Raw genomic sequence first — 21,585 nt, 5'->3', positions numbered from 1 at the left:
GCATGAGTTTCAAACCCCAGATCCGTATTCCCGCCACCTACATGCGCGGCGGCACCTCCAAGGGCGTCTTCTTCAGGCTCGACGACCTGCCGGCCGCGGCCCAGGTGCCGGGCAAGGCCCGCGACAACCTGCTGCTACGGGTCATCGGCAGCCCAGACCCTTACGGCAAGCAGATAGACGGCATGGGCGGCGCCAGCTCCAGCACCTCCAAGACGGTGATCCTGAGCAAGAGCAGCCAACCCGGCCACGATGTGGACTACCTCTTCGGCCAGGTGGCCATCGATAGGGCCTTCGTGGACTGGAGCGGCAACTGCGGCAACCTGTCGGCGGCCGTCGGCGCCTTCGCCATCCATGCCGGGTTGGTGGACGCCGGGCGCATCCCTGAAAACGGCCTCTGCACAGTGCGTATCTGGCAGGCCAACATCCAGAAGAGCATCATCGCCCATGTGCCCATTACGGGCGGCGAGGTGCAGGAGACAGGGGACTTCGAGCTGGACGGCGTTACCTTTCCCGCCGCCGAGTTGCAACTGGAGTTCCTGGACCCGGCCGACGGCGAAGGGGCCTTGTTCCCCACTGGTAAGCTGGTGGACGAGCTGGAGGTACCCGGCGTCGGCACCTTCCAGGCGACCCTGATCAACGCCGGCATCCCCACCATCTTCGTCAACGCCGCCGACCTCGGTTACAGCGGCAGCGAGCTGCAGGACGACATCAACAACGATGCCGAGGCCCTGGCCCGTTTCGAGCGGATCCGCGCCCATGGCGCCGTCAAGATGGGCCTGATAAAGGACCTGGCCGAGGCCGAGAGCCGCCAGCACACCCCCAAGGTGGCCTTCGTGGCGCCGCCCAAGGACTATCAGGCCTCCAGCGGCAGCGCCGTCAAGGCAGCCGATATCGACTTGCTGGTACGGGCCCTGTCCATGGGCAAGCTTCACCACGCCATGATGGGCACGGCCGCTGTGGCCATAGGCACGGCCGCCGCCATCCCAGGCACCCTGGTCAATCTCGCCGCCGGCGGCACCGAGCGCGAAGCGGTGCGCTTCGGCCACCCCTCAGGCACCTTGAGGGTCGGCGCCGCCGCCGAGTTCAAGGACGGCAGCTGGACTGTCACCAAGGCGATCATGAGCCGCAGCGCCCGCATCCTGATGGAAGGCTGGGTGCGGATCCCCGGCGACAGCTTCTAAGGGGCTATCCTTCAGGGGGACAGCTTCCCCCTGAAGGAGCCCAAGATGGCCGACAGCACAGGCAGCAGTGCACTCCCTCCCTTCGATCCCCTGATCCGCGACATCGCCGACTACGTCTGTCACGCCAGCATTACCTCGGCAGTTGCCATGGAAACGGCCCACCATTGCCTGATGGATAGCCTGGGCTGCGCCTTACTGGCCTTGCGTTTTCCCGAATGCGCCAAGCTGCTGGGGCCCCATGTACCGGGCACACAGGTACCTTTGGGCGCCCGGGTGCCCGGTACCCGTTTCGAGCTGGATCCGGTCAAGGCCGCCTTCGACATCGGCTGCTGCATCCGCTGGCTGGATTACAACGACACCTGGCTGGCGGCAGAGTGGGGGCATCCTTCCGACAACCTCGGTGCCCTCTTGGCGGTAGCCGACTTCCAGTCCAGGCGCGCCCGCAGCCAGGGTAGGGTGCCGCTTTTGATGCAGGAGCTGCTTACAGCCATGGTCAAGGCCCATGAGATCCAGGGAATATTGGCCCTTTCCAACAGTTTCAATGCCGTCGGGCTGGATCACGTGCTGCTGGTCAAATTGGCCAGCACCGCCTTGGTGACGCAGCTGCTGGGCGGCAGTCATGAGCAGGTGATGGCTGCCCTGTCCCAGGCCCTGGTGGACGGCCAGGCCCTGCGCACCTATCGCCATGCCCCCAATGCCGGGCCGCGCAAGTCCTGGGCAGCCGGGGACGCCGCCAGCAGGGCGGTGCGGCTGGCGCTCATCACCCTGGCCGGTGAACCCGGTTATCCCAGCGCCCTCAGCGCCAAGCCCTGGGGTATGGAAGCGGTGCTGATGCAGGGCAGGGCCCTGACCCTGGCTCAGCACCTGGGCTCCTACGTGATGGAAAATGTGCTGTTCAAGATAGCCTTTCCCGCCGAGTTCCACGGCCAGACGGCAGTCGAATGCGCCTTCAAGCTACATGCGGAAGCGGTGGCCAGGCTGGAGGAGTTGGACCGCATCGAGATCCAGACCCAGGAAAGCGCCATGCGCATCATCAACAAGGCAGGGCCGCTCAACAACTTCGCCGACCGGGACCACTGCCTGCAGTACATGGTGGCGGTGGGCTTGTTGTTCGGTGAGCTAAGGGCAGAGTATTTTGAAGACGGCTTCCACCAGGCCCACCCACAAATCGACAACCTTAGGGCCAAGATGACGGTCAGCGAGGACAAGAGCTACAGCCGCGATTACCTGGACGGGCGCAAGCGATCCATCGCCAATGCGGTGCAGCTCTTCTTTAAGGACGGCAGCCACAGCGCCAAGGTGGAAGTGCAGTACCCCCTTGGGCACAGACGCCGCCGCGCCGAAGGTATACCGCGGCTCAAGGCCAAGTTCGAAGCTAACCTCGCCAGCCGCTTCCCCAAGGGGCAGGCCGAGGCCATCTGCGCGTTGCTGGACAGCGACGCGGCCCTTCGCACCCTGCCGGTGGATGACTTCATGGCGCTGCTGCAGATCTAGGGCCGTTCATAAAAGCCTCAGCCTTGGCTGCGATACTGGGTTTGACCCTTGTGCCCTGAAAAAGAGGGCGTGACCTTCAGTCATTTCCAGGATACTGTATAAACGAACAGTTAAATGGGAGTCATTATGGCCGTTGTCATTCAGTACGTGGTTGTACGCAAGGGGATAGAAAAAATGACCTTCACCAGCAAACAGGAAGCCGACGCCTACGACAAGCTGCTGGACAGCGCCGAAGTGCTGGCCGAGTTGCTGGAGCAGGCGCCTGTGGAGCTGAGTGAAGAGGACCGCGAACAGCTGGGGCTGTTCCTGGCCACCGAGAAGGAACAGGTGCTGGCGGCCTTCAAGGGCAAGGTGGCACCCAAACCGAGTAAAGGGAAAAAGGAAAGCACATGAAGATAAAAGCGATAACCCTGATGCTGGCCCTGGTCAGCCCCCTGGGTCTGGCCATGGACAGGTACATAGCGGTGCAAGGGGAGGCCAGCCGCGCCGTGACTCCGGACGAAGTGACTTTCAGCGTCACCTTCATCGCCGACGGCCAGGATCCTGACCAGTTGCTGAGTGCCATTGAAGCCAGGGCCAAGCCACTGCTGGCGAGGCTCAAGAGCCTGGGGCTGGTGGACAAGGACATCCAGGGTTATCGCTTCGAGGTCTTTCCCCGCTATGAAAAAGACAAGCCGGTAGGCTTGCGGGTCCAGCAGCGCTACCAGCTCACAGTCCATGGGTTCGACAAGTACCCTGCCGTGCTCAAGGCCACTACCCAGGCCAAGGTCGACCAGTTGGGCCAGGCGAGCCTCGGCTATTCGGGGCAAGAGCAGCTCTACCAGGAGCTCTTGGCCGAAGCCGTGACCAAGGCCAGGGCCAAGGCCAAGCTGCTGGCCAAGGCCGGTGACGCCCAGCTCGGCAAACTGGTCAGCGTGGACGAGCAGGGCAGTTACAGACCCCCTGTCATGTTCCTCAAGGCCGCGGCCATGAGCGATGCCAGGGAAAGTGCCCAGACGCCCGGAGAGATCCAGGTCCAGGCCAATGTTTCTGCCCGTTTTGCCCTCAAGGACTGAGGCGCCGCCTGCCGCAGCAGGCGGCCTTCAACCTTGCCAGGGCTGGACAGGGCCAAGGCCGGTAAGTTATACCGACATCCTGATGAAAAGCCGCCACGGCAGATTAGAGTAGAGATGAGCAACAAAGCCGCGTTTTACGCTGAACTGACCCAGATGACCCTGGGCCTTATCGAAGGCGAACCCGACCTTATCGCCAACCTGGCCAATGTCAGCGCCCTGCTGAACGAACACCTGGATGACCTCAACTGGGTGGGCTTCTACCTGCTGCAGGGCGACACCCTTGTGCTGGGGCCCTTCCAGGGCAAAGCCGCCTGTGTGCGCATCCCGGTTGGCAAGGGGGTCTGCGGCACCGCCGTCTCAGCGGCCGCCACCCAGAGGGTGGAAGACGTCCATGCCTTCCCCGGCCACATCGCCTGCGACGCCGCCTCCAACTCCGAGATAGTGGTGCCCCTGGTCGTAGACGGCGCCATCATCGGTGTCCTGGATGTCGACTCCCCCTCATTCAGCCGCTTCGACGAAGCCGATGAAGCCGGCCTCGACAGCCTGGTGCTGGCCCTTGGCCAAGCCCTGGGCAAAGCTGGTAAATAAGCCGGCTGTCCTTATAGAATAAGCCGCTGCGCCTGCCCCAAGGCGGGCGTATCTGGCAAAGGAACTCTCATGGAACAAACTGAAAGCTCGGTCAAACTCCCCGACACCAAGGCGGTCCTCGCCTTCCTGGTGGAAAACTTCCCCTCCTGCTTTTCCCAGCAAGGCGAAGCCAAGCCCCTGAAGATCGGTATCTTCCAGGAGCTGGCTGAACGCCTCGATGGTGACGAGCGCGTCTCCAAGACCCAACTGCGGGTGGCGCTGCGCCACTACACCAACGCCTGGCGCTACCTCAAGGCCGTCAAGGCCGGTGCCAAGCGGGTCGACCTGGACGGGGCAGAAACGGCCGAAGTGACTGAAAGCGAAGCGGAACACGCCAAGACCAGCCTGCATGAATCCATGCGCAAGGCCGGTGTCGACCCGGACAAAAAGCCTTACAAAAAACCGGCCGACAAGGGCTCCCGTAAACCAAACCAAGGCGCTAGGGTCAAACCTAAAGTCAAGGCGCCCCGCCTCGACATCAATGCCCTGAAAGTAGGGGACGATGTGCGGGTCGTGGGCGGCCAAAAACCATTGCCGGGTACTGTAGTTGCCGTCGACAAGGATTCAGTGCAAGTACAGTTGGTTACCGGCATGGTCATGCACGTTAAAGGCGAGCACCTGATTGCCGCCAAAGGGGAGTAAGTATGGTTAAGGTGATTCGAATGGCCGCCCTGGCGGCGGCAGTGGCGGTGGCTTTTGGCAGCTATGCCGTGGAGCCGAGCCTCGGCATGGACGCGCTGCCCAAGCTGGCGCCCGAAGCCCAGCACGAAACGGCGACCAAGCGGATCACCACCTTGCTCCGGCGCTCCCACTACAAGCATTTTGCGATGGACGACGCCCTGTCGTCCGCCATCCTTGACCGCTACCTGGAAAACCTCGACTACAACCGCAGCGTCTTCCTGCAAAGCGACATCGACGGCTTCCAGAAGTACCGCACCGAGATCGACGACGATCTCATCAAGGGCGACACCCACTTCGCCTACGACATCTACCAGTTGGGCATGAAACGCCGCTACGAGCGTTTCGCCTACGCCTTGTCGCTCCTCGATAAGCCCATGGATTTTACCAAGGACGACAGTTACACCTACGACAGGACCAAGGCCCCTTGGGCCAAGGACGAGGCCGAGCTCAACGAGATCTGGCGCGAGCGGGTCAAGTACGACGCCCTCAACCTGAAGATGGCCGGCAAAAACTGGGAGCAGATCAAGGACACCCTGACCAAGCGTTATGACAACGCCATCAAGCGCCTGAGCCAGTCCCAGAGCGAAGACGTCTACCAGCTGGCCATGAACGCCTTTGCCCAGCAGGTCGAACCCCACACCAGCTACATGTCTCCCCGCAACGCCGAGCGTTTCCAGATGGAGATGAACCTGCAGCTGGAGGGTATAGGTGCCGTGCTGCAGTCGGTAGACGACTACACCGTCATCGCCTCCCTGGTGGACGGCGGCCCGGCGGACAAGTCCGGCGAGCTGAAGGTGGATGACAAGATCATCGCCGTTGCCCAGGACAAGGGCGATTTCGTGGACATCGTCGGCATGCGCCTGGACGACGTGGTCGAGCTTATCAAGGGACCCAAGGGTTCCAAGGTGCGCCTGGAAGTGCTGCCCGGTGGCTCGGTATCCGCCAAACCCAAGGTAGTGACCCTGGAGCGCGACAAAATTCGTTTGGAAGACCGCGCCGCCAAGGGCGAGGTCTACACCATCCCTTATGGCGAGTACAAAGGCCAGACCATTGGCGTCATCAACGTGCCCAGCTTCTATGTGGGCCTGTCCGAGGACGTCAAGAAGGAGCTGGGCAAGCTCAAGGACAAGGGCGTCAGCGCCATCGTCATGGATTTGCGCGGTGACGGCGGCGGTGCCCTGACCGAAGCCTCCGCCCTGTCCGGCCTCTTCATCGACGAAGGCCCAGTGGTGCAGGTAAGGACCGCCAGCGGCCGTGTCGAAGAGGAAGGGGATGACGACGGCAAGACCAGCTACGACGGCCCCATGGCGGTCCTCATCGACCGTTACAGCGCCTCGGCCTCCGAGATCTTCGCCGCCGCCATGCAGGACTACGGCCGGGCCCTCATCATCGGCCAGAACTCCTACGGCAAGGGCACAGTGCAGCAGCACCGCAGCCTGGGTCGCCTCTACGATCTCTTCGACAAACCCCTTGGTCACATCCAGTACACCATCGCCAAGTTCTACCGCATCAACGGCGGCAGCACCCAGCACAAGGGTGTCGAGCCCGATGTCCTGCTGCCGGCCGAGATAGACCCCACCAAGGTCGGGGAGAGCACCGAGAGCAATTCCCTGCCCTGGGACCACATCGACCGCGCCGACTACCAGAGCCTGGGGATGGTCAGCAATGTGGCCGAGCTGAACAAGCTGCATCAGCAGCGCATGAAGGACGACCCCCGTTACAGCTATATCCTCGGTGACATCAAGGACTACGAGGCCCACAAGGACGACAAGACCGTCTCCTTGAACGAGGCCAAGCGGGAGACCCAGCGGGACGAGGATGACCAGAAGCGCCTGGCCCGCATCAACAGTTGGGCCAAGTTCGAGGGCAAGGACAGCTTCAAGACTTTGGACGACGTGCCCAAGAACTTCGAGCTGCCGGACGTGGATCTGGCGGAGGCGGCCCGCATCACCTTGGACTACGTCAAACTCGGCCAGTTGGCCAAGAAATAAGATAAAAGCCTAAGGCCCCGATTTCGGGGCCTTTTTTCATGCCGTCCCCTCTGTTAGGGTTTAACAGGACAATAACAACAAGGAAGGCGGCATGCAGAAAGCCACTCGCCAGACCAACCGCTGGTCAAACCGGCTCGCTTACATACTGGCGGCCACGGGGGCCGCGGTGGGCCTCGGCAACATCTGGAAGTTTCCCTATATCACGGGCCAGAACGGCGGCGGCGCCTTCGTGCTGGTCTATCTCGTCTGCATCCTCTTCATCGGCATTCCGGTGATGATGGCGGAAGTGGCCCTTGGCAAGCATGGCCGCCACACCCCGGGCCGCTCTGTGCTGGAGGTGGCCAAGAGTTCCGGCAAGTCGCACTGGTGGAGCCTGGTGGGTTGGATGGGGGTAGTCTCTGGTTACCTGATCCTGTCCTTTTACGTGGTGATCACCGGCTGGGCCCTTGCCTATATCTACAAGGCTGGGGCAGGGGACTTCGGCACCGGCGATCCCAAACAGGTACAGGCGCTCTTTGCCGATCTCACCAATGACGGCTGGGCCCTGCTGGGCTGGACCAGCACCGTTGTCCTCGCCACTGTGCTGGTGATCGGCAAGGGGGTCAAGGCGGGTTTGGAGCGGGCCGTTTCGGCGCTGATGCCGCTGCTCTTCCTGCTGCTGCTGGGGCTCGCCATCTACGCCGCAAGTGAAGGGGACTTCTGGGCTGCCTTCCACTTCATGTTCGCGCCGGATTTCTCCAAGCTCAGCATCAACGGCGTAGTGGTAGCCCTGGGCCATTCCTTCTTCACCCTGAGCCTGGCCTCGGGGATCATGATCATGTACGGCGCCTATCTGCCGGAAGGGGTCTCCATCGCCAAGAGCTCGGTGTGGATAGCCTTCTTCGACACCCTGGTGGCCCTCATCGCCGGCATGGTGATCTACCCCGTGGTCTTCGCCAACCACCTTGAGCCTGGTGCCGGCCCTGGCCTTATCTTCCAGACCCTGCCCATCGCCTTCGGCCAGATGCCGGGCGGCCGCCTGGTGGGGGTATTGTTCTTCATCATGCTGGTGTTCGCCGCCTTCACCTCGGCTCTGGCCCTTATCGAGTCTTCTGTGGCCTGGCTGGTGGAAAAGCGCGGTTTTGGCCGCTGGCAGGCCGCCTTCGCCGCGGGCTTTGGGATCTGGCTGCTGTCCCTTGGCACCATAGCGTCGGTGTCCAACATGCCCATCGCCATCTTCCACACCCCCTGGGGCGAGGTGCATTTCTTCGCCATCCTCGATTACCTGACGGCCAACATAGCCCTACCCATCGGAGGTCTGCTGATCGCCATCTTTACCGGATGGGTGGCCAACAAGGCCCTGATGGCTGATATGATTGACGCACCCTGGGTATTCAGGCTCTGGCATCCGGTGATTAAATACCTGGCGCCACTGGCCATACTGCTGGTGTTTTTACAACTGACCGGGGTTATCCACCTCTGAGACCTTGAAGTACAGGGGCGCCCAGGCGCCCTTGGAGAACAATAATGACCAAGACCATCAAGACCCCTTCGCTGCTGGACGCGGTGATCCCCGTAGTGGTGCTGATCGCCATGCTGGCAGCCTCAGTGCAGCTGTTCCACGACAACTCCTCATCAGGGCCCAACCAGATAGCGTTGCTGCTGGCCGCCATGGTGGCCGCCATCATCGCCCTCAAAAACGGCCATCAATGGATGGATATCGAGAAGGGCATCGTCAAGGGCATCAGCATCTCCCTTGGCGCCGTGCTTATCCTGCTGGCGGTAGGGGCCCTGATCGGCACCTGGCTGCTGGCGGGCACAGTGCCGAGCCTCATCTATTTCGGCCTCAAGCTGCTGAGCCCCAACATCTTCTATTCCGCCACCTGCCTCATCTGCGCCTTGGTGTCCCTGTCCATAGGTTCCAGCTGGACCACGGCGGCCACCATAGGGGTAGCGCTGATGGGGGTGGCGAATGGCCTTGGCCTGAACCCCGCCATCACCGCCGGCGCCGTGGTGTCCGGTGCCTATTTCGGCGACAAGATCTCGCCCTTGTCCGAGACCACCAACCTGGCCCCGGCCGTGGCCGGCTCCGAGCTTTTTGCCCATATCCGCCACATGATGTGGACCACGGTGCCGTCCTTCGTGCTGGCGCTGCTGATCTTCCTGGGCTTCGGCATGGGTATCAAAGGGGAAGCCTCCACGGCCCGTATCGACGCCATACTGACCGGCCTGAACGGCACCTTCGACATCTCCGTCTGGCACCTGGTGCCCCTGGCGCTGCTGTTGGTGATGGCCATGCGCAAGATGCCGGCCTTCCCGGCCGTGTTCATCGGCGCGCTCTTCGGCGGCCTCTGGGCGCTGCTGTTCCAGCAGCCGCTGATCCACAAGCTGGCCGGCGGCACCGATCTGGTTTCTTCCCTCAAACTTATCTGGTCCACCCTCTTTGACGGCGTCAAGATCAACACCGGCAACGAGACCCTGGACTCCCTGCTGTCCGGCGGTGGCATGGCCTCCATGCTCAACACCGTATGGCTTATCATGTGCGCCATGTCCTTCGGTGCCGTCATGGAGCGCACCGGCCTGCTGCGCCGCCTGATCCAGGGCCTACTGGGAGCCGCCAAGAGCGCCGGCAGCCTGGTGGCCGCCACCATCGCCACCTGTATCGGCACCAACATCCTCACCGCCGACCAGTACATGGCCATCGTCATGCCGGGTCGCATGTTCAAAGAAGAGTTCGAGAACCGCCACCTGGCCTCGGTCAACCTGTCCCGGGCCCTGGAAGACGGCGGCACCATCACCTCGCCCTTGGTGCCCTGGAACACCTGCGGCGCCTACATGCATTCGGTGCTGCTGGTTTCCCCGGCCGACTACTTCATTTATGCTTTCTTCAACCTCATCAACCCGGTGCTGGCGGTTGTTTACGCCTACCTGGGAGTGAAGATCCTAAGGCTCAGCCCCCCCGCCGAGGGGTCAGCCCAATAATCAAAAGAAAGAGCCCGGCACAGCCGGGCTCTTTGCAAGGAGAAGACATGGCCAAGAAGCCTGTAAAGCGCCTGTCGGACTACCAAGCCCCGGCTTTTTTCGTCGACACCCTGGATCTGCATGTGGAGCTACACGACAGCGCCACCCTGGTCACCGCCACCAGCCGCCTGAAAAAAGCGGGCACCGACAGCCTGCTGCGTCTCGACGGCGAGCAACTGGAGCTGGTGAGCCTTGAGCTGGACGGCGTTGCCGTCGAACCCCGCTTTGAGAACGACCAGCTGCTGCTGGACGTGCCGGGGGAGGGCGCCGAACTCAAGGTGGTGACCCGCATCAATCCCGAAGCCAATACCGCCCTCGAAGGCCTCTACAAGTCTGGCGGCGCCTTCTGTACCCAGTGTGAGGCCGAGGGTTTTCGCCGCATCACCTATTTCCCCGACCGCCCCGACGTGCTGGCCGTCTATACCACCACCATAGTGGCGGACAAGGCCCTCTACCCGCAGCTGCTCTCCAACGGCAACCTGGTGGCCAGTGGCGACCTCGAGGGTGGCCGCCATTTCGCCACCTGGCAGGATCCCCATCCCAAGCCCTGCTACCTCTTCGCCCTGGTGGCTGGTGACTTCGATCTTCTGGAAGACGGCTTCACCACCAGCAGCGGCCGCGATGTGCTGCTGCAGATCTTTGTCGACAAGGGCCGCAAGGCCCAGGCCCGCCACGCCATGGACGCCCTCAAGGGCGCCATGAAGTGGGACCAGGACAACTACGGCCTGGAATACGATCTGGACCGCTACATGATAGTGGCGGTGGATTTCTTCAACATGGGGGCCATGGAAAACAAGGGCCTCAACATCTTCAACGCCAAGTACGTGCTGGCCGACGACGACACCGCCACCGACCAGGACTACGACGCCATTGCCGCCATCATCGCCCACGAGTACTTCCACAACTGGACCGGCAACCGCGTCACCTGCCGCGACTGGTTCCAGCTCAGCCTCAAGGAAGGGCTGACGGTGTTCCGCGACCAGCAGTTCAGCGCCGACTGGGCGGGCTCCAGCGCCACCCGCATCAAGGAAGCCCAGGTGATCCGCACCAACCAGTTCGCCGAGGACGCTGGCCCCATGAGCCACCCCATCCGGCCCCAGGCGGTGGCGGAGATGAACAACTTCTACACCGTCACCGTCTACAACAAGGGCGCCGAGGTGATCCGCATGCTCCACGGCCTGCTGGGCAAGGCGGGCTTCCGGGCCGGCATGGATCTCTATTTCGAGCGCCATGACGGCCAAGCCGTGACCTGCGACGACTTCGTGGATGCCATGGCGGACGCCAACGACCGGGATCTGACCGCCTTCAAGGGCTGGTACAGCCAGTCTGGTACCCCTGTGGTCAATGTCGCCGAGCATTGGGATGGCAGCCAATACAGCCTGGTGCTGACGCAACACACCCCGCCAACGGCAGACCAGCAGCAAAAAGGCCCGCTGCCGCTGCCCTTCGCCATAGAACTCTTGGGCCATGGCCGCCAGGTGTTGCAGCTGGACGGCGCCGAGCAGCGCTTCGAACTGGGCAGCTTCGCCGAAAAGCCGGTGCTGGCGCCGCTCTGCGGTTTCTCGGCCCCGGTCAAGCTGGTGTTCGAACAGAGTGATGCCGAGTTGGCCGCCCTGGTGGAAAAGGCCAGTGACGGCTTTGTGCGGGTGGACGCCGCCGAGCGTCTGCTGCAGCGCCTGGTGGAAGCCTGGCTCAAGGGCGAAGAACATGCCGCCCTGGATCTCTGGCTGGGGGCCCTGGAAGCCATAGCCAAAGGGCCTTTGCAGGACGCCTTCTTGGAGAGCGAACTGTTCAAGGTGCCCGGCATCATGGCCATGCAGGGCTGGTTCGAGACCATAGACCTGGACGGCCTGGTGGCGGCCCGCGACCGGCTGCGCCAGGCGGTGCGTGAGCGCTGCTTCGGGGCGCTCAAAGCCCGTTACCAAGAGGTGCAGGGGCTTGCAGACAAAGGGGCCAGGGCGCTGACCAACAGCCTCCTGGCCTTGCTGGCAGAGAACCTGCCCGAGGAAGTGGCTCGCCGCTACCACCAGGCCGCCAACATGACCGAGCGCCAAGGGGCCTTGGCAGCAGCCGTCGCCGGCGAGCTGGCTGAGAGTGAGGCGCTGCTGGCCGAGTTTGCCGAGCGATACCAGGACAATCCCCAAGTGCTGGACAAGTGGCTGATGCTGCAAGGCCAAAGGGCAGGTGCCCTGGAGCGCATGGACCAGCTTAGCCGCCACGGCGCCTTCAACTGGCAGAACCCCAACCGCACCCGAGCGCTGTTCGGCACCTTCATCGCCCATAACCCCCAGTGCCATACCGAGGCCGGCTATGCCTGGCTGGGCCTGGTGCTGCCGAAGCTCGATGCCATCAACCCCCAGGCCACGGCCCGGATGGTGGCACCCTTGCTGCAATGGCGCCGCTTCGACGCCGGCCGCCGGGCACAGCTCGAGCAGCTGCTGACGGCGCTGCGGGCCAGGGACAGCCTGTCTGCCGATGTGGGCGAACTGCTGGACAAGGCCTTGGCCTAAGGTGGGGCCCGGTTTAGGCCGGGCTTTTTGATGCGCCAATATCTCTTGTCCATCCATTTCAGCTACAGCGAACTGGAGGCCGCCTACCAGCGGCCCGACATGCGGCTGCTGCTGCGCGCCGACGGCGGCCAGCTGCTGTCGGTGCCTTTTCGCTACCTGAGGCCCTATGTCGGGCCGTCCGGGATCCAGGGGCGCTTTGCCCTGGAGCTGGACGAGCAAAACCAGATCCGGCGTTTGTACGCCTTGCCTTGAATGTGCGCCCGGTCACCAAAAGTAGTGCTCTAAAGTCTGGTTGCCGGGTATTACTGAAATTAATGGCACTTTGATCTTGCCGAAAGAGGGCGCCAGCCCAGGCCCAGGCTGGCTTGCAGCCCCCGTCAACGCTGCTGGTCGCACCAGTCCCATCCGCAGCGGGATTTTCTCTCCTCCCCCTCGCAACATGCGACACAAAGGCATAAAATTGTCACGGCTTTCAAGCGCCTTGACGCTTGCGTAAAGCACCATAATTTCACTCACCACAACGGGGTAAGCGGTAATCCGCTACGCAGTACCTAAGGGAAGAGAGTCTCATGGCACTGATCGACGGTCATTCGTCCGTACTGCTCGACAACGTCTGCAAATTAATAGAAACCAAGGTTCCCTCCGATCGCGCCCCGCTCATCACCGCCTTTGTCCAAAAAATCTACGGCACCATGTCCATCGACGATTTCCAGGGTCGTAACGACGCTGATCTCTATGGCGCGGCCCTGAGCCTGTGGAATGCCTTACAAAAGAAAAAGGCCGGTGAGAGCTATATTCGCGTCTTCAACCCGGAAGTCAGCCGTGACGGCTGGCAGTCAAGCCATACCATCATCGAGATAGTCCATGATGATATGCCTTTCCTGGTTGACTCGGTGCGTATGGCGCTCAGTCGCCGCGGTATCACCTCCCACCTGATGTTGCACTTGCCGATGGCCTTTGTCCGCGACAAGCACAACCAGGTCACCGCCATTCACCGCCTCTCTGAGCGCAAGGCCGGCGACAGCGCCGAAACCGTCTTCCTCATCGAAGTGGACCGCCAGACCGAACAGGACGTCATCGACGGCCTGCTCGAAGAGCTGAAGGTGGTGCTGGCCGATGTGACCCTGGCGGTCACCGACTGGCAACCGATGCAGGACCGCCTGGACGACGTCATAGCCCGCATCGAGAAGGCCAAGTTGCCGGTGGGCGAGGATGAGCGCGCCGAGGCCGACGCCTTCCTCAAATGGGTGAACGATCATAACTTCACCCTGATGGGCTATCGCTATTACGCCATCGAAGCGGTGAAGGGCGACTACGAGTTGCGCCCGGACATCGACTCCAGCCTGGGTCTGATGCGCGCTTCCAAAGAGGTGCACAAGCGCAGCCTGTCCGCCCTTGGCGACAGCGCCTGGGAAGAGGCTCTGAGCCCGCACCTGCTGGTGCTGACCAAGACCAACTCCAAGTCCCGCGTCCATCGCCCGGCCTATATCGACTATATCGGCGTCAAGCGTTTCGACGACAAGGGCAAGGTCGTCGGTGAAGACCGCTTCATCGGCCTCTACGCCTCCAGCGTCTACAACAACTCCGCCATGCAGATCCCGCTCATTCGCCAGAAACTGCAGCGGATCATGGACAGCTGCGGCTTTGCCGACGGCAGCCACGCCTTCAAGGCGCTGCTCAACATCCTTGAGACCTATCCGCGCGACGAGCTGATCCAGGCCAAGGAAGAGGAGCTGCAGCAGGTGGGCCTGGGCGTACTGCAGATGCAGGAGCGGGACAAGACCCGCCTCTTCATCCGCAAGGACCCCTTCGGGCGCTACTACTCCTGCATGGTCTACGTGACCAAGGAGCGCTACAACACCCAGCTGCGCATCGCCACTCAGCGCATCCTGGCCCAGGCCCTGGGCTCTACAGAAGAAGTGGAATTCACCACTTACTTCTCCGAATCAGTCCTGTGCCGCACCCATTACCTGGTGCGGGTCAAGGACGCGGATAAAGAAATCAACGTGAAAGAAATCGAAGCCAACCTCATCGAGGCGGCCCGCTCCTGGGAAGACAAACTGGAAGCGGCCCTGCTGTCCATCCACGGCGAATCCAACGGCAAGAAGCTGGCCCGCAAGTACGTGCAGGCTTTCCCCCGTTCCTACAAGGAAGAGGTACTGCCCTCTACCTCCGCCGTGGACATCGCGCAACTGGAAGCCCTGAACGACGACCACCAGCTGGGCATGTTGTTCTACCGGCCCCAGGAATTCCGCAACCCGCGCCTGGTCAAGCTGAAGCTGTTCCACAAGGACCAGCCCATCTACCTGTCCGACGTGATGCCGATGCTCGAAAACATGGGTCTGCGCATCATGGGCGAGCGCCCCTGCGAGGTGCATACCTCCGACGGCGAGCGTTACTGGGTACTGGACTTCTACATGGAGCACGGCGGCGCTACCGAGCTGAACCTCGAAGAGAGCCAGCACCGCTTCCAGGACGCCTTCGCCAAGGTTTGGAGCGGCGACTTCGAAGACGACGGCTTCAACAAACTGGTACTGGGCGCCGGCCTGACCGGCCGCGAAGTGGTGATACTGCGCGCCTTTGCCAAGTACATGCGCCAGATCGGCTCTTCCTTCAGCCAGTCCTATATCGAAGAGACCCTGGTCCGCTACCCCCACATCGCCCAGATGCTGGTGCAGCTCTTCGTCAAGCGCTTCGATCCCAAGAAGCCGGCGGCCGAGAAGACCCTGGAGAAGATGGCCCAGCAGATCAACGACGAGCTGGAGCAGGTGTCCAACCTGGACGATGACCGCATCATCCGTTCCTACATGGAGCTGATCCAGGCCACCCTGCGCACCAACTACTTCCAGAAGAGCAAAGACGGCGGCGACAAGCCCTACATCTCCATCAAGATGAAGCCGGAGCTGATCTCCGACATGCCGCTGCCTCTGCCGGCCTTCGAGATCTTCGTCTACAGCCCCCGCGTCGAGGGTGTACACCTGCGCGGCGGCAAGGTCGCCCGGGGTGGCCTGCGTTGGTCAGACCGCCGCGAAGACTTCCGCACCGAGGTCCTCGGCCTGGTCAAAGCCCAGCAGGTCAAGAACACCGTCATCGTGCCCGTGGGCGCCAAGGGCGGTTTCGTCTGCAAGAAGCTGCCCACCACAGGTGGCCGCGAAGCCTTCCTCAACGAAGGTAAAGAGTGCTACCGCACCTTCATCCGCGCCCTGTTGGACATCACCGACAACATCGTCGCCGGTGAGATAGTGCCCCCCGTCGACGTGCTGCGTCACGACGAGGACGACCCCTACCTGGTGGTGGCCGCCGACAAGGGCACCGCCACCTTCTCCGACATCGCCAATGCCATCGCCGAGGAATACGGCCACTGGCTGGGTGACGCCTTCGCCTCCGGCGGCTCCGTCGGTTACGACCACAAGAAGATGGGCATCACCGCCCGCGGCGCCTGGGAATCCGTCAAGCGTCACTTCCGCGAGATGGGCATCGACTGCCAGAGCACCGACTTCACCGCCATTGGTGTGGGTGACATGGCCGGCGACGTCTTCGGCAACGGCATGCTGCTGTCCAAGCACATCCGCCTGCAGGCCGCCTTCAACCACATGCACATCTTCATCGACCCGGATCCGGATGCGGCCAGCAGCTTCGAAGAGCGCGAGCGCCTCTTCAACCTGCCCACCTCCACCTGGGACGACTACAACAAGGACCTCATCTCCGAGGGCGGCGGCATCTTCAGCCGTAGCCTCAAGGCCATCAAGCTGACCCCGCAGATGAAGCGCATGCTCGACACCAAGAAAGTCAGCATGACCCCCAACGAGCTGATGAAAGCCATACTGCAGATGGAAGTGGATCTGCTGTGGAACGGCGGCATCGGCACCTACGTCAAGGCCAGCAGCGAAAGCCACGCCGAAGTGGGTGACCGCGCCAACGACGCCATCCGCATCAACGGCGGCGAGCTCAGGGCCAAGGTGGTAGGCGAGGGCGGTAACCTGGGTTGTACCCAGCGTGGCCGTATCGAGTACGCCCTCAAAGGCGGCCGCCTCAACACCGACTTTGTGGACAACGTCGGCGGCGTGGACTGCTCCGACAACGAGGTCAACATCAAGATCCTGCTCAACACCCTGGTGCAGAGCGGCGACATGACCCGCAAGCAGCGCGACCAGCTGCTGTACGAGATGACCGACGAAGTCTCCCGTATCGTGCTGGAAGACTGCTACGAGCAGACCCACTCCATCTCCATCACCGAGCTCAAGGGCGGCACTGCCCTCAAGGAGCAGGTGCGCTTCATCCAGGAGCTGGAAAAAGCCGGCAAGCTGGACCGCGCCCTGGAGTTCCTGCCGTCTGAAGACGAGCTGGCCGAGCGCTTGGCCCAGGGCAAGGGTCTGACCCGCCCCGAGCTGTCCGTGCTGGTGGCCTACGGCAAGATGGTCCTCAAAGAGCAGTTCAACGTGGTGGAGATCACTGAAGATCCCTATCACTCCCGCCTGCTCAAGGCCAACTTCCCGCAGCCGCTGCAGGAGAAGTTCAGTGATGCCATGGCCAACCACCCGCTGAAGGGCGAGATCATCGCCACCCAGCTGGCCAACCGCATCACCAACGACATGGGCCTGAACTTCGTGCACCGCATGATGGACGAGACCGGCGCCAGCGCTGCCGACATCGCCCACAGCTATGCCCTGGCCGCTGCCATCTTCGACCTGCGCCGCCTCTGGGGTGAGATCACCGCCCTCGACAACGTCGTCAGCAGCGATGTACAGACCGAGATGCTGTTTGAGCTGCGCCGCACCATCCGTCGCGCCACCCGCTGGTTCCTGCGCCATCGCAACAAGGCCATGACCATCGAGGAAGGCATCGCCTTCTACCGCGATGCCTCCGCCCAGATAAAAGACCAGTTGCTGGACTTCATGGTGGAAGAGGAAGCCGAAGGAATCCGCGAAGAAGCGGCCCGCTTGGTGGAAGCCGGTATCCCTGCCTCCCTGGCAGCCGAAGTGGAACAGCTCTCCAGCCTGTTCTGCGTGCTGGATATGGCCGAGGTGGCCCATGCCCAGGCCAAGCCGGTGGCCCTGGTGGCCAGCACCTACTTCAAACTGGGTGCCAAGCTGGGTCTGCACTGGTTCCTCGAGCAGATCATCAGCCAGCCGGTCAACAACCACTGGCAGGCCCTGGCCCGCGCTTCCTACCGCGAAGAGCTGGACTGGAACCAGCGCCAGCTGACCGCAGTAGTGCTGCTGGCCTGTGCCGACGACAGCTGCCCCACCGAAGACGTGGTGGAAGGCTGGCTGGAAGGCCACGAGATGGTGCTGACCCGCTGGAACCAGATGTTGTCCGAGTTCCGCTCCAGCCAGGCCAACGAGTTCGCCAAGTTCTCCGTGGCCCTGCGCGAGCTTGGGATCCTCATCCATCATTGCCAGCCCGCTGCGGCATAAGTTGTTGTTATAATGAAAAACCTCGGCCCAGCGCCGAGGTTTTTTTTGGAGGTGACATGTATTCCTTGCTTAAGCCCTTGTTGTTTCGGATGGATCCGGAGTCTTCCCACGATCTGACCCTGGGCCAGTTGGCCTGGCTGGGCAAAAGCCCGCTGAAAGGCCTTATCGCCCAGTCCGTCCCCGACAAGCCGGTGGAGCTGATGGGCCTCAGGTTCAAGAATCCCGTTGGCCTCGCCGCGGGCCTCGACAAGAACGGTGCCGCCATCGACGCCTTTGCCGCCATGGGCTTTGGCTTTATCGAAGTGGGCACTGTGACGCCGCGCCCCCAGCCCGGTAACCCCAAGCCGCGGCTGTTCCGCCTGCCCCAGGCCCAGGCCATCATCAACCGCATGGGGTTCAACAACCTGGGTGTCGACAACCTGGTGGAGAACGTCAAGGCGTCGAACTACAAGGGCGTGCTGGGCATCAACATCGGCAAGAACAAGGACACGCCGGTAGAAGAGGGCACCAACGACTACCTGATCTGCCTGGACAAGGTCTACGGCCATGCCTCCTACGTGACGGTCAACATCTCTTCCCCCAACACCCCCGGCCTTCGCAGCCTGCAATACGGCGAAGCCTTCGACGAACTGCTGTCCAGCGTCAAGGCCCGCCAGGAAAAGCTTGCCGACCAGCACGGCCGTTATGTGCCCATCGTCGTCAAGATAGCGCCGGACATGAACCTGGAGGAGTTGCAGTCGGTGGCCGATTGCCTGCGCCGCCACCACCTGGATGGGGTCATCGCCACCAACACCACCTTGTCCCGCGAAGGGGTGGAAGGGCTCAAGCACGGCGATGAAGCCGGTGGCCTGTCTGGGCGTCCCGTGCGCCAGAAGAGCACCGAAACGGTGAAAAACCTCAAGGCCATGCTGGCCGGCGAGCTGCCCATCATCGGCGTCGGCGGCATAGATTCGGCCCAAAGCGCCCGCGAAAAGCTGGCTGCCGGTGCCGATCTGCTGCAGATCTATACCGGCTTCATCTACCAGGGGCCGGCGCTGGTGAAGGCGATCGTCGAAGGGATCGAATGATCGCGCCGCGATCGCGAAGATTGTAGAAAAAATCTTTAAATTTCAGGATCATGCTGTATAATTTTTAGCAACCTCAAAGGGAGTTATGCACATGATTCTGGAACCGGCCCACAACTGGGCCTGGCAATACGACCCAGCACAGGACCGCCTCAGCATCGCGCTGGGTGGTGACTGGCTGTTCGTGACGCCCTACGGTTCCAAGTGGCTTATTCCCGATGCCCGCTCTGGCGGTGCCTTCGATGTGGATGACGCCCGCTATTACGAGGCGGTGCTGGAAGTGTTGGCCGGTGCACAGGCCTGGTCCGACGCCCAGATGGTGCAGATAGCGCTCAACGCCTGTGCCATACGCCGCTTCGCCAAACCCTCCATGCCCAAGAGCTGGTTCTTCGCCGAAAACCCCCAGGCCCAGCAACTCGGCGCTTGCCCGGCGCTGCTGAGCCTGCAAAGCGCCTTTGGCCGAGGCCAGTGCCTGGCGCTGGAGTCCTTCGAGTCCTCCACACTCTGCATGTTGTTGGACGCGTCCCTGGCCCTGTCCGACAGCCAATGCCTGGAGCCTTTCCAGGTGGTCAAGGTGATGAACAACCGCCTCTGGCCGTCTCAATGGCAAGGGCAGGGCACCAGCCTTCGCCAAGTCGGCTGATCCCGGCAAGCCTTTCCTGCCGCTGCTAGGCTAAGCGGTGGCAGGAACCACCTCCTGCCAGCAAAAGGCCATTCTGGCCTCAATGGAACCCCTGTCAGGAGGACAACGGCATGAATCCGTCCAAACGCCCCAATATCCTCGTCATCATGACCGACGAGGAACGCTTCCCGCCCCCTTACGAAAACGCCGAAGCCAAGGCCTGGCGCCTCCAGCATTGCCCTGGCCGGGAAGCCATAGCGCGCAACAGTATCCGCTGCCAAAACCACTACACGGGTGCCACCGCCTGTTCGCCGGCCCGGGCGACCCTCTTCACCGGCCAGTATCCCTCCCTCCATGGGGTCAGCCAGACCCCGGGCATGGGCAAGTCCTCCTTTGACCCGGCCATGTTCTGGCTGGACGCCGCCAGCCTGCCCACCATGGGCCATTGGTTCCAGGCCCTGGGCTACCAGACCTACTACAGGGGAAAGTGGCACCTCTCGGACGAAGATCTGCTGGTGCCGGGTACCCGCACCGCCTTGTTGACCACGGACACCGAGGGCAATCCCATTCCCAGCAAGATGCGCAACTACCAGGCGGCCAACCGGCTCAAGCCCTATGGCTGGGACGGCTGGATAGGCCCAGAGCCCCACGGCGCCCTCGAGGCCAACGACGGCACCAACAGGGACCCTGGCTTTGCCGACCAGGTCTGCCGCACCCTGGATGAGCTGGAAGCGAAAGCCAGGGCGGGGGATGAGCGGCCCTTCGTGCTGGTCTCCAGTTTCGTCAACCCCCACGACATCGTCTTTTTCGACGTTGACTGGTTCGATGAATTCCGGGAGCAGCTCAGGGAAGGGGACTTGCCCCAAGTCGACCCAGCCCCCACGGCCGGCGAAGACCTCAGCAGCAAACCCAGTTGCCAGGCCGACTACGCCAGCCAGTATCCGCTCTTTTACCTGCCACAGCCGGACATCGCCCGCTACCGCCAGTTCTACTACTGGCTGATGGCCGAGGTGGACAGCCATATCGACAGGGTCTACCAGAAGCTTCAGCAGTGCAGCTTCTTCGAGGACACCATAGTGGTCTTCACCTCGGACCACGGGGAGATGCTGGGCGCCCACGGCGGCCTGCATCAAAAATGGTACAACGCCTACGAAGAGACCCTGCACGTGCCCTTTTACCTGTCCTACCCGGCGGGGCTCAAACCTGGGGAGCACCAGGGCCTGACCAGCCACCTGGACCTGCTGCCGACCCTGCTGGGCCTGGCCGGTGCCGGCACCAGGGAACAACAAGCGTTGGCCGAGACCTTCAAGGCTCGTTACACCGAAGCCGCGCCCCTGGTGGGCCAGGATCTTTCCCCCTGGCTCAGGGACGCCGATGACGGCCAGCCCCGAACCCTCTATTTCATGTCCGACGACACGGTGGAAACGGGGGCCGACATGAGAGGGGCTCACAGCGGCAAGCCCTACAGGCCCGTCACCGAGCCCAAGCACTTGGAGACCATCATTACCACCGAGATCCCGGGCGGGCGCTGGAAGTTCTCTCGCTATTTCGACAACCCCCGCTTCAGCGAAGGCCCGGGCAACGCCGATGGTTTGCCGGTGCCCACAGGGGTACCCGAGCAGTTCGAGTGCTACAACCTGGACAGCGATCCCTTGGAGCTTATCAACCTGATGGCGGAAGAAAACCGCAGCCAGCTCCCTGATCAGGTGCTCGGTCAGCTTCGCCTCCTGCTGGCAGAGCAACGGGTCAGCAAGCGACGCCTTCCCCAGAACCTCAACCAAGAGCCGGCCCAGGACCTGGGCTAGGTTAAGGGGTGCGGTGCTACTCGGGCCTATAAACTGAGGGCCCGATAATCTGCGTATCGGGGGCGTCAGGATGCTGGTCCAGGCGCCCCCGGCTTTTCTGGGACAAGCTCTGAGGCGGCTATCGGCCCCGCCAGAGCA

15 protein-coding genes are annotated in these 21,585 nt (G+C 62.4%); all 15 read left to right on the top strand.

The features are described 5' to 3' along the window. The first annotated feature begins 2 nt into the window (after positions 1 to 2). The 15 genes from prpF (at position 3) to PVT67_RS09080 (ending at position 21,447) form a co-directional block, all read left to right on the top strand. Entirely contained in the window at positions 3 to 1,181 is a 1,179-nt protein-coding gene (prpF, locus tag PVT67_RS09150) for a 2-methylaconitate cis-trans isomerase PrpF (RefSeq protein ID WP_301499585.1), read from the top strand. Between the two features lie 45 nt (positions 1,182 to 1,226). After that, a complete protein-coding gene (locus tag PVT67_RS09145) occupies positions 1,227 to 2,675 on the top strand; it encodes a bifunctional 2-methylcitrate dehydratase/aconitate hydratase (RefSeq protein ID WP_301499584.1) in 1,449 nt (482 codons plus the stop codon). A 126-nt stretch (positions 2,676 to 2,801) separates the two neighbouring features. Continuing rightward, positions 2,802 to 3,068: a YebG family protein gene (locus PVT67_RS09140; RefSeq protein ID WP_301499583.1), complete on the top strand. Its 267-nt coding sequence runs from the start codon at positions 2,802 to 2,804 to the stop codon at positions 3,066 to 3,068. Next, positions 3,065 to 3,730 carry an SIMPL domain-containing protein gene (locus PVT67_RS09135; protein ID WP_301499582.1) on the top strand — a complete coding sequence of 222 codons (666 nt, stop codon included), beginning with the start codon at positions 3,065 to 3,067 and terminating at the stop codon, positions 3,728 to 3,730. Before PVT67_RS09140 ends, PVT67_RS09135 begins: the two co-directional genes overlap by 4 nt. Before the next feature lie 114 nt (positions 3,731 to 3,844). Further along, positions 3,845 to 4,318, top strand: coding sequence for a GAF domain-containing protein (locus PVT67_RS09130; RefSeq protein ID WP_301499581.1), 474 nt, complete (start codon positions 3,845 to 3,847; stop codon positions 4,316 to 4,318). Between the two features lie 69 nt (positions 4,319 to 4,387). Further along, positions 4,388 to 4,999: an RNA chaperone ProQ gene (gene proQ / locus PVT67_RS09125; RefSeq protein WP_301499580.1), complete on the top strand. Its 612-nt coding sequence runs from the start codon at positions 4,388 to 4,390 to the stop codon at positions 4,997 to 4,999. Between the two features lie 2 nt (positions 5,000 to 5,001). Continuing rightward, complete coding sequence (prc, locus tag PVT67_RS09120) at positions 5,002 to 7,029, top strand: carboxy terminal-processing peptidase (RefSeq protein WP_301499579.1); 2,028 nt, start codon at positions 5,002 to 5,004, stop codon at positions 7,027 to 7,029. Between the two features lie 91 nt (positions 7,030 to 7,120). Beyond that, positions 7,121 to 8,491, top strand: coding sequence for a sodium-dependent transporter (locus tag PVT67_RS09115; protein ID WP_301499578.1), 1,371 nt, complete (start codon positions 7,121 to 7,123; stop codon positions 8,489 to 8,491). A gap of 44 nt (positions 8,492 to 8,535) precedes the next feature. Continuing rightward, complete coding sequence (gene nhaC / locus PVT67_RS09110) at positions 8,536 to 9,990, top strand: Na+/H+ antiporter NhaC (RefSeq protein WP_301499577.1); 1,455 nt, start codon at positions 8,536 to 8,538, stop codon at positions 9,988 to 9,990. A gap of 47 nt (positions 9,991 to 10,037) precedes the next feature. Next, the gene (gene pepN, locus PVT67_RS09105; protein WP_301499576.1) at positions 10,038 to 12,539 is read left to right on the top strand and encodes an aminopeptidase N; all 2,502 of its coding nucleotides are present in this window, start codon (positions 10,038 to 10,040) and stop codon (positions 12,537 to 12,539) included. 30 nt (positions 12,540 to 12,569) lie between these two features. After that, complete coding sequence (locus PVT67_RS09100) at positions 12,570 to 12,791, top strand: DUF2835 family protein (protein WP_301499575.1); 222 nt, start codon at positions 12,570 to 12,572, stop codon at positions 12,789 to 12,791. A 317-nt stretch (positions 12,792 to 13,108) separates the two neighbouring features. Further along, entirely contained in the window at positions 13,109 to 17,956 is a 4,848-nt protein-coding gene (locus PVT67_RS09095) for an NAD-glutamate dehydrogenase (protein ID WP_301499574.1), read from the top strand. A gap of 56 nt (positions 17,957 to 18,012) precedes the next feature. Next, complete coding sequence (pyrD, locus tag PVT67_RS09090; protein WP_301499573.1) at positions 18,013 to 19,023, top strand: quinone-dependent dihydroorotate dehydrogenase; 1,011 nt, start codon at positions 18,013 to 18,015, stop codon at positions 19,021 to 19,023. Positions 19,024 to 19,114: 91 nt separating this feature from the next. Further along, positions 19,115 to 19,663: a cell division protein ZapC domain-containing protein gene (locus tag PVT67_RS09085; RefSeq protein ID WP_301499572.1), complete on the top strand. Its 549-nt coding sequence runs from the start codon at positions 19,115 to 19,117 to the stop codon at positions 19,661 to 19,663. Between the two features lie 110 nt (positions 19,664 to 19,773). Next, positions 19,774 to 21,447, top strand: a complete 1,674-nt coding sequence (locus tag PVT67_RS09080; protein ID WP_301499571.1) for a sulfatase family protein — start codon at positions 19,774 to 19,776, stop codon at positions 21,445 to 21,447. Positions 21,448 to 21,585 lie beyond the last annotated feature (138 nt).

The organism is Gallaecimonas kandeliae, assembly GCF_030450055.1.
Lineage (GTDB): Bacteria > Pseudomonadota > Gammaproteobacteria > Enterobacterales > Gallaecimonadaceae > Gallaecimonas > Gallaecimonas kandeliae.
The sequence above is the reverse complement of the archived record's forward strand: the minus strand, read 5'-3'. Positions and strand labels throughout refer to the sequence as shown.

Excerpts from the sequence above, each read along its gene's own strand:
- PVT67_RS09085 (WP_301499572.1), top strand. The coding sequence starts at position 19,115 with ATGATTCTGGAACCGGCCCACAACTGGGCCTGGCAATACGACCCAGCA.
- PVT67_RS09115 (WP_301499578.1), top strand. The coding sequence starts at position 7,121 with ATGCAGAAAGCCACTCGCCAGACCAACCGCTGGTCAAACCGGCTCGCT.
- proQ (WP_301499580.1), top strand. The coding sequence starts at position 4,388 with ATGGAACAAACTGAAAGCTCGGTCAAACTCCCCGACACCAAGGCGGTC.
- PVT67_RS09145 (WP_301499584.1), top strand. The coding sequence starts at position 1,227 with ATGGCCGACAGCACAGGCAGCAGTGCACTCCCTCCCTTCGATCCCCTG.
- PVT67_RS09080 (WP_301499571.1), top strand. The coding sequence starts at position 19,774 with ATGAATCCGTCCAAACGCCCCAATATCCTCGTCATCATGACCGACGAG.
- nhaC (WP_301499577.1), top strand. The coding sequence starts at position 8,536 with ATGACCAAGACCATCAAGACCCCTTCGCTGCTGGACGCGGTGATCCCC.
- PVT67_RS09100 (WP_301499575.1), top strand. The coding sequence starts at position 12,570 with ATGCGCCAATATCTCTTGTCCATCCATTTCAGCTACAGCGAACTGGAG.
- prpF (WP_301499585.1), top strand. The coding sequence starts at position 3 with ATGAGTTTCAAACCCCAGATCCGTATTCCCGCCACCTACATGCGCGGC.
- PVT67_RS09130 (WP_301499581.1), top strand. The coding sequence starts at position 3,845 with ATGAGCAACAAAGCCGCGTTTTACGCTGAACTGACCCAGATGACCCTG.
- pepN (WP_301499576.1), top strand. The coding sequence starts at position 10,038 with ATGGCCAAGAAGCCTGTAAAGCGCCTGTCGGACTACCAAGCCCCGGCT.
- prc (WP_301499579.1), top strand. The coding sequence starts at position 5,002 with ATGGTTAAGGTGATTCGAATGGCCGCCCTGGCGGCGGCAGTGGCGGTG.
- PVT67_RS09135 (WP_301499582.1), top strand. The coding sequence starts at position 3,065 with ATGAAGATAAAAGCGATAACCCTGATGCTGGCCCTGGTCAGCCCCCTG.
- pyrD (WP_301499573.1), top strand. The coding sequence starts at position 18,013 with ATGTATTCCTTGCTTAAGCCCTTGTTGTTTCGGATGGATCCGGAGTCT.
- PVT67_RS09140 (WP_301499583.1), top strand. The coding sequence starts at position 2,802 with ATGGCCGTTGTCATTCAGTACGTGGTTGTACGCAAGGGGATAGAAAAA.
- PVT67_RS09095 (WP_301499574.1), top strand. The coding sequence starts at position 13,109 with ATGGCACTGATCGACGGTCATTCGTCCGTACTGCTCGACAACGTCTGC.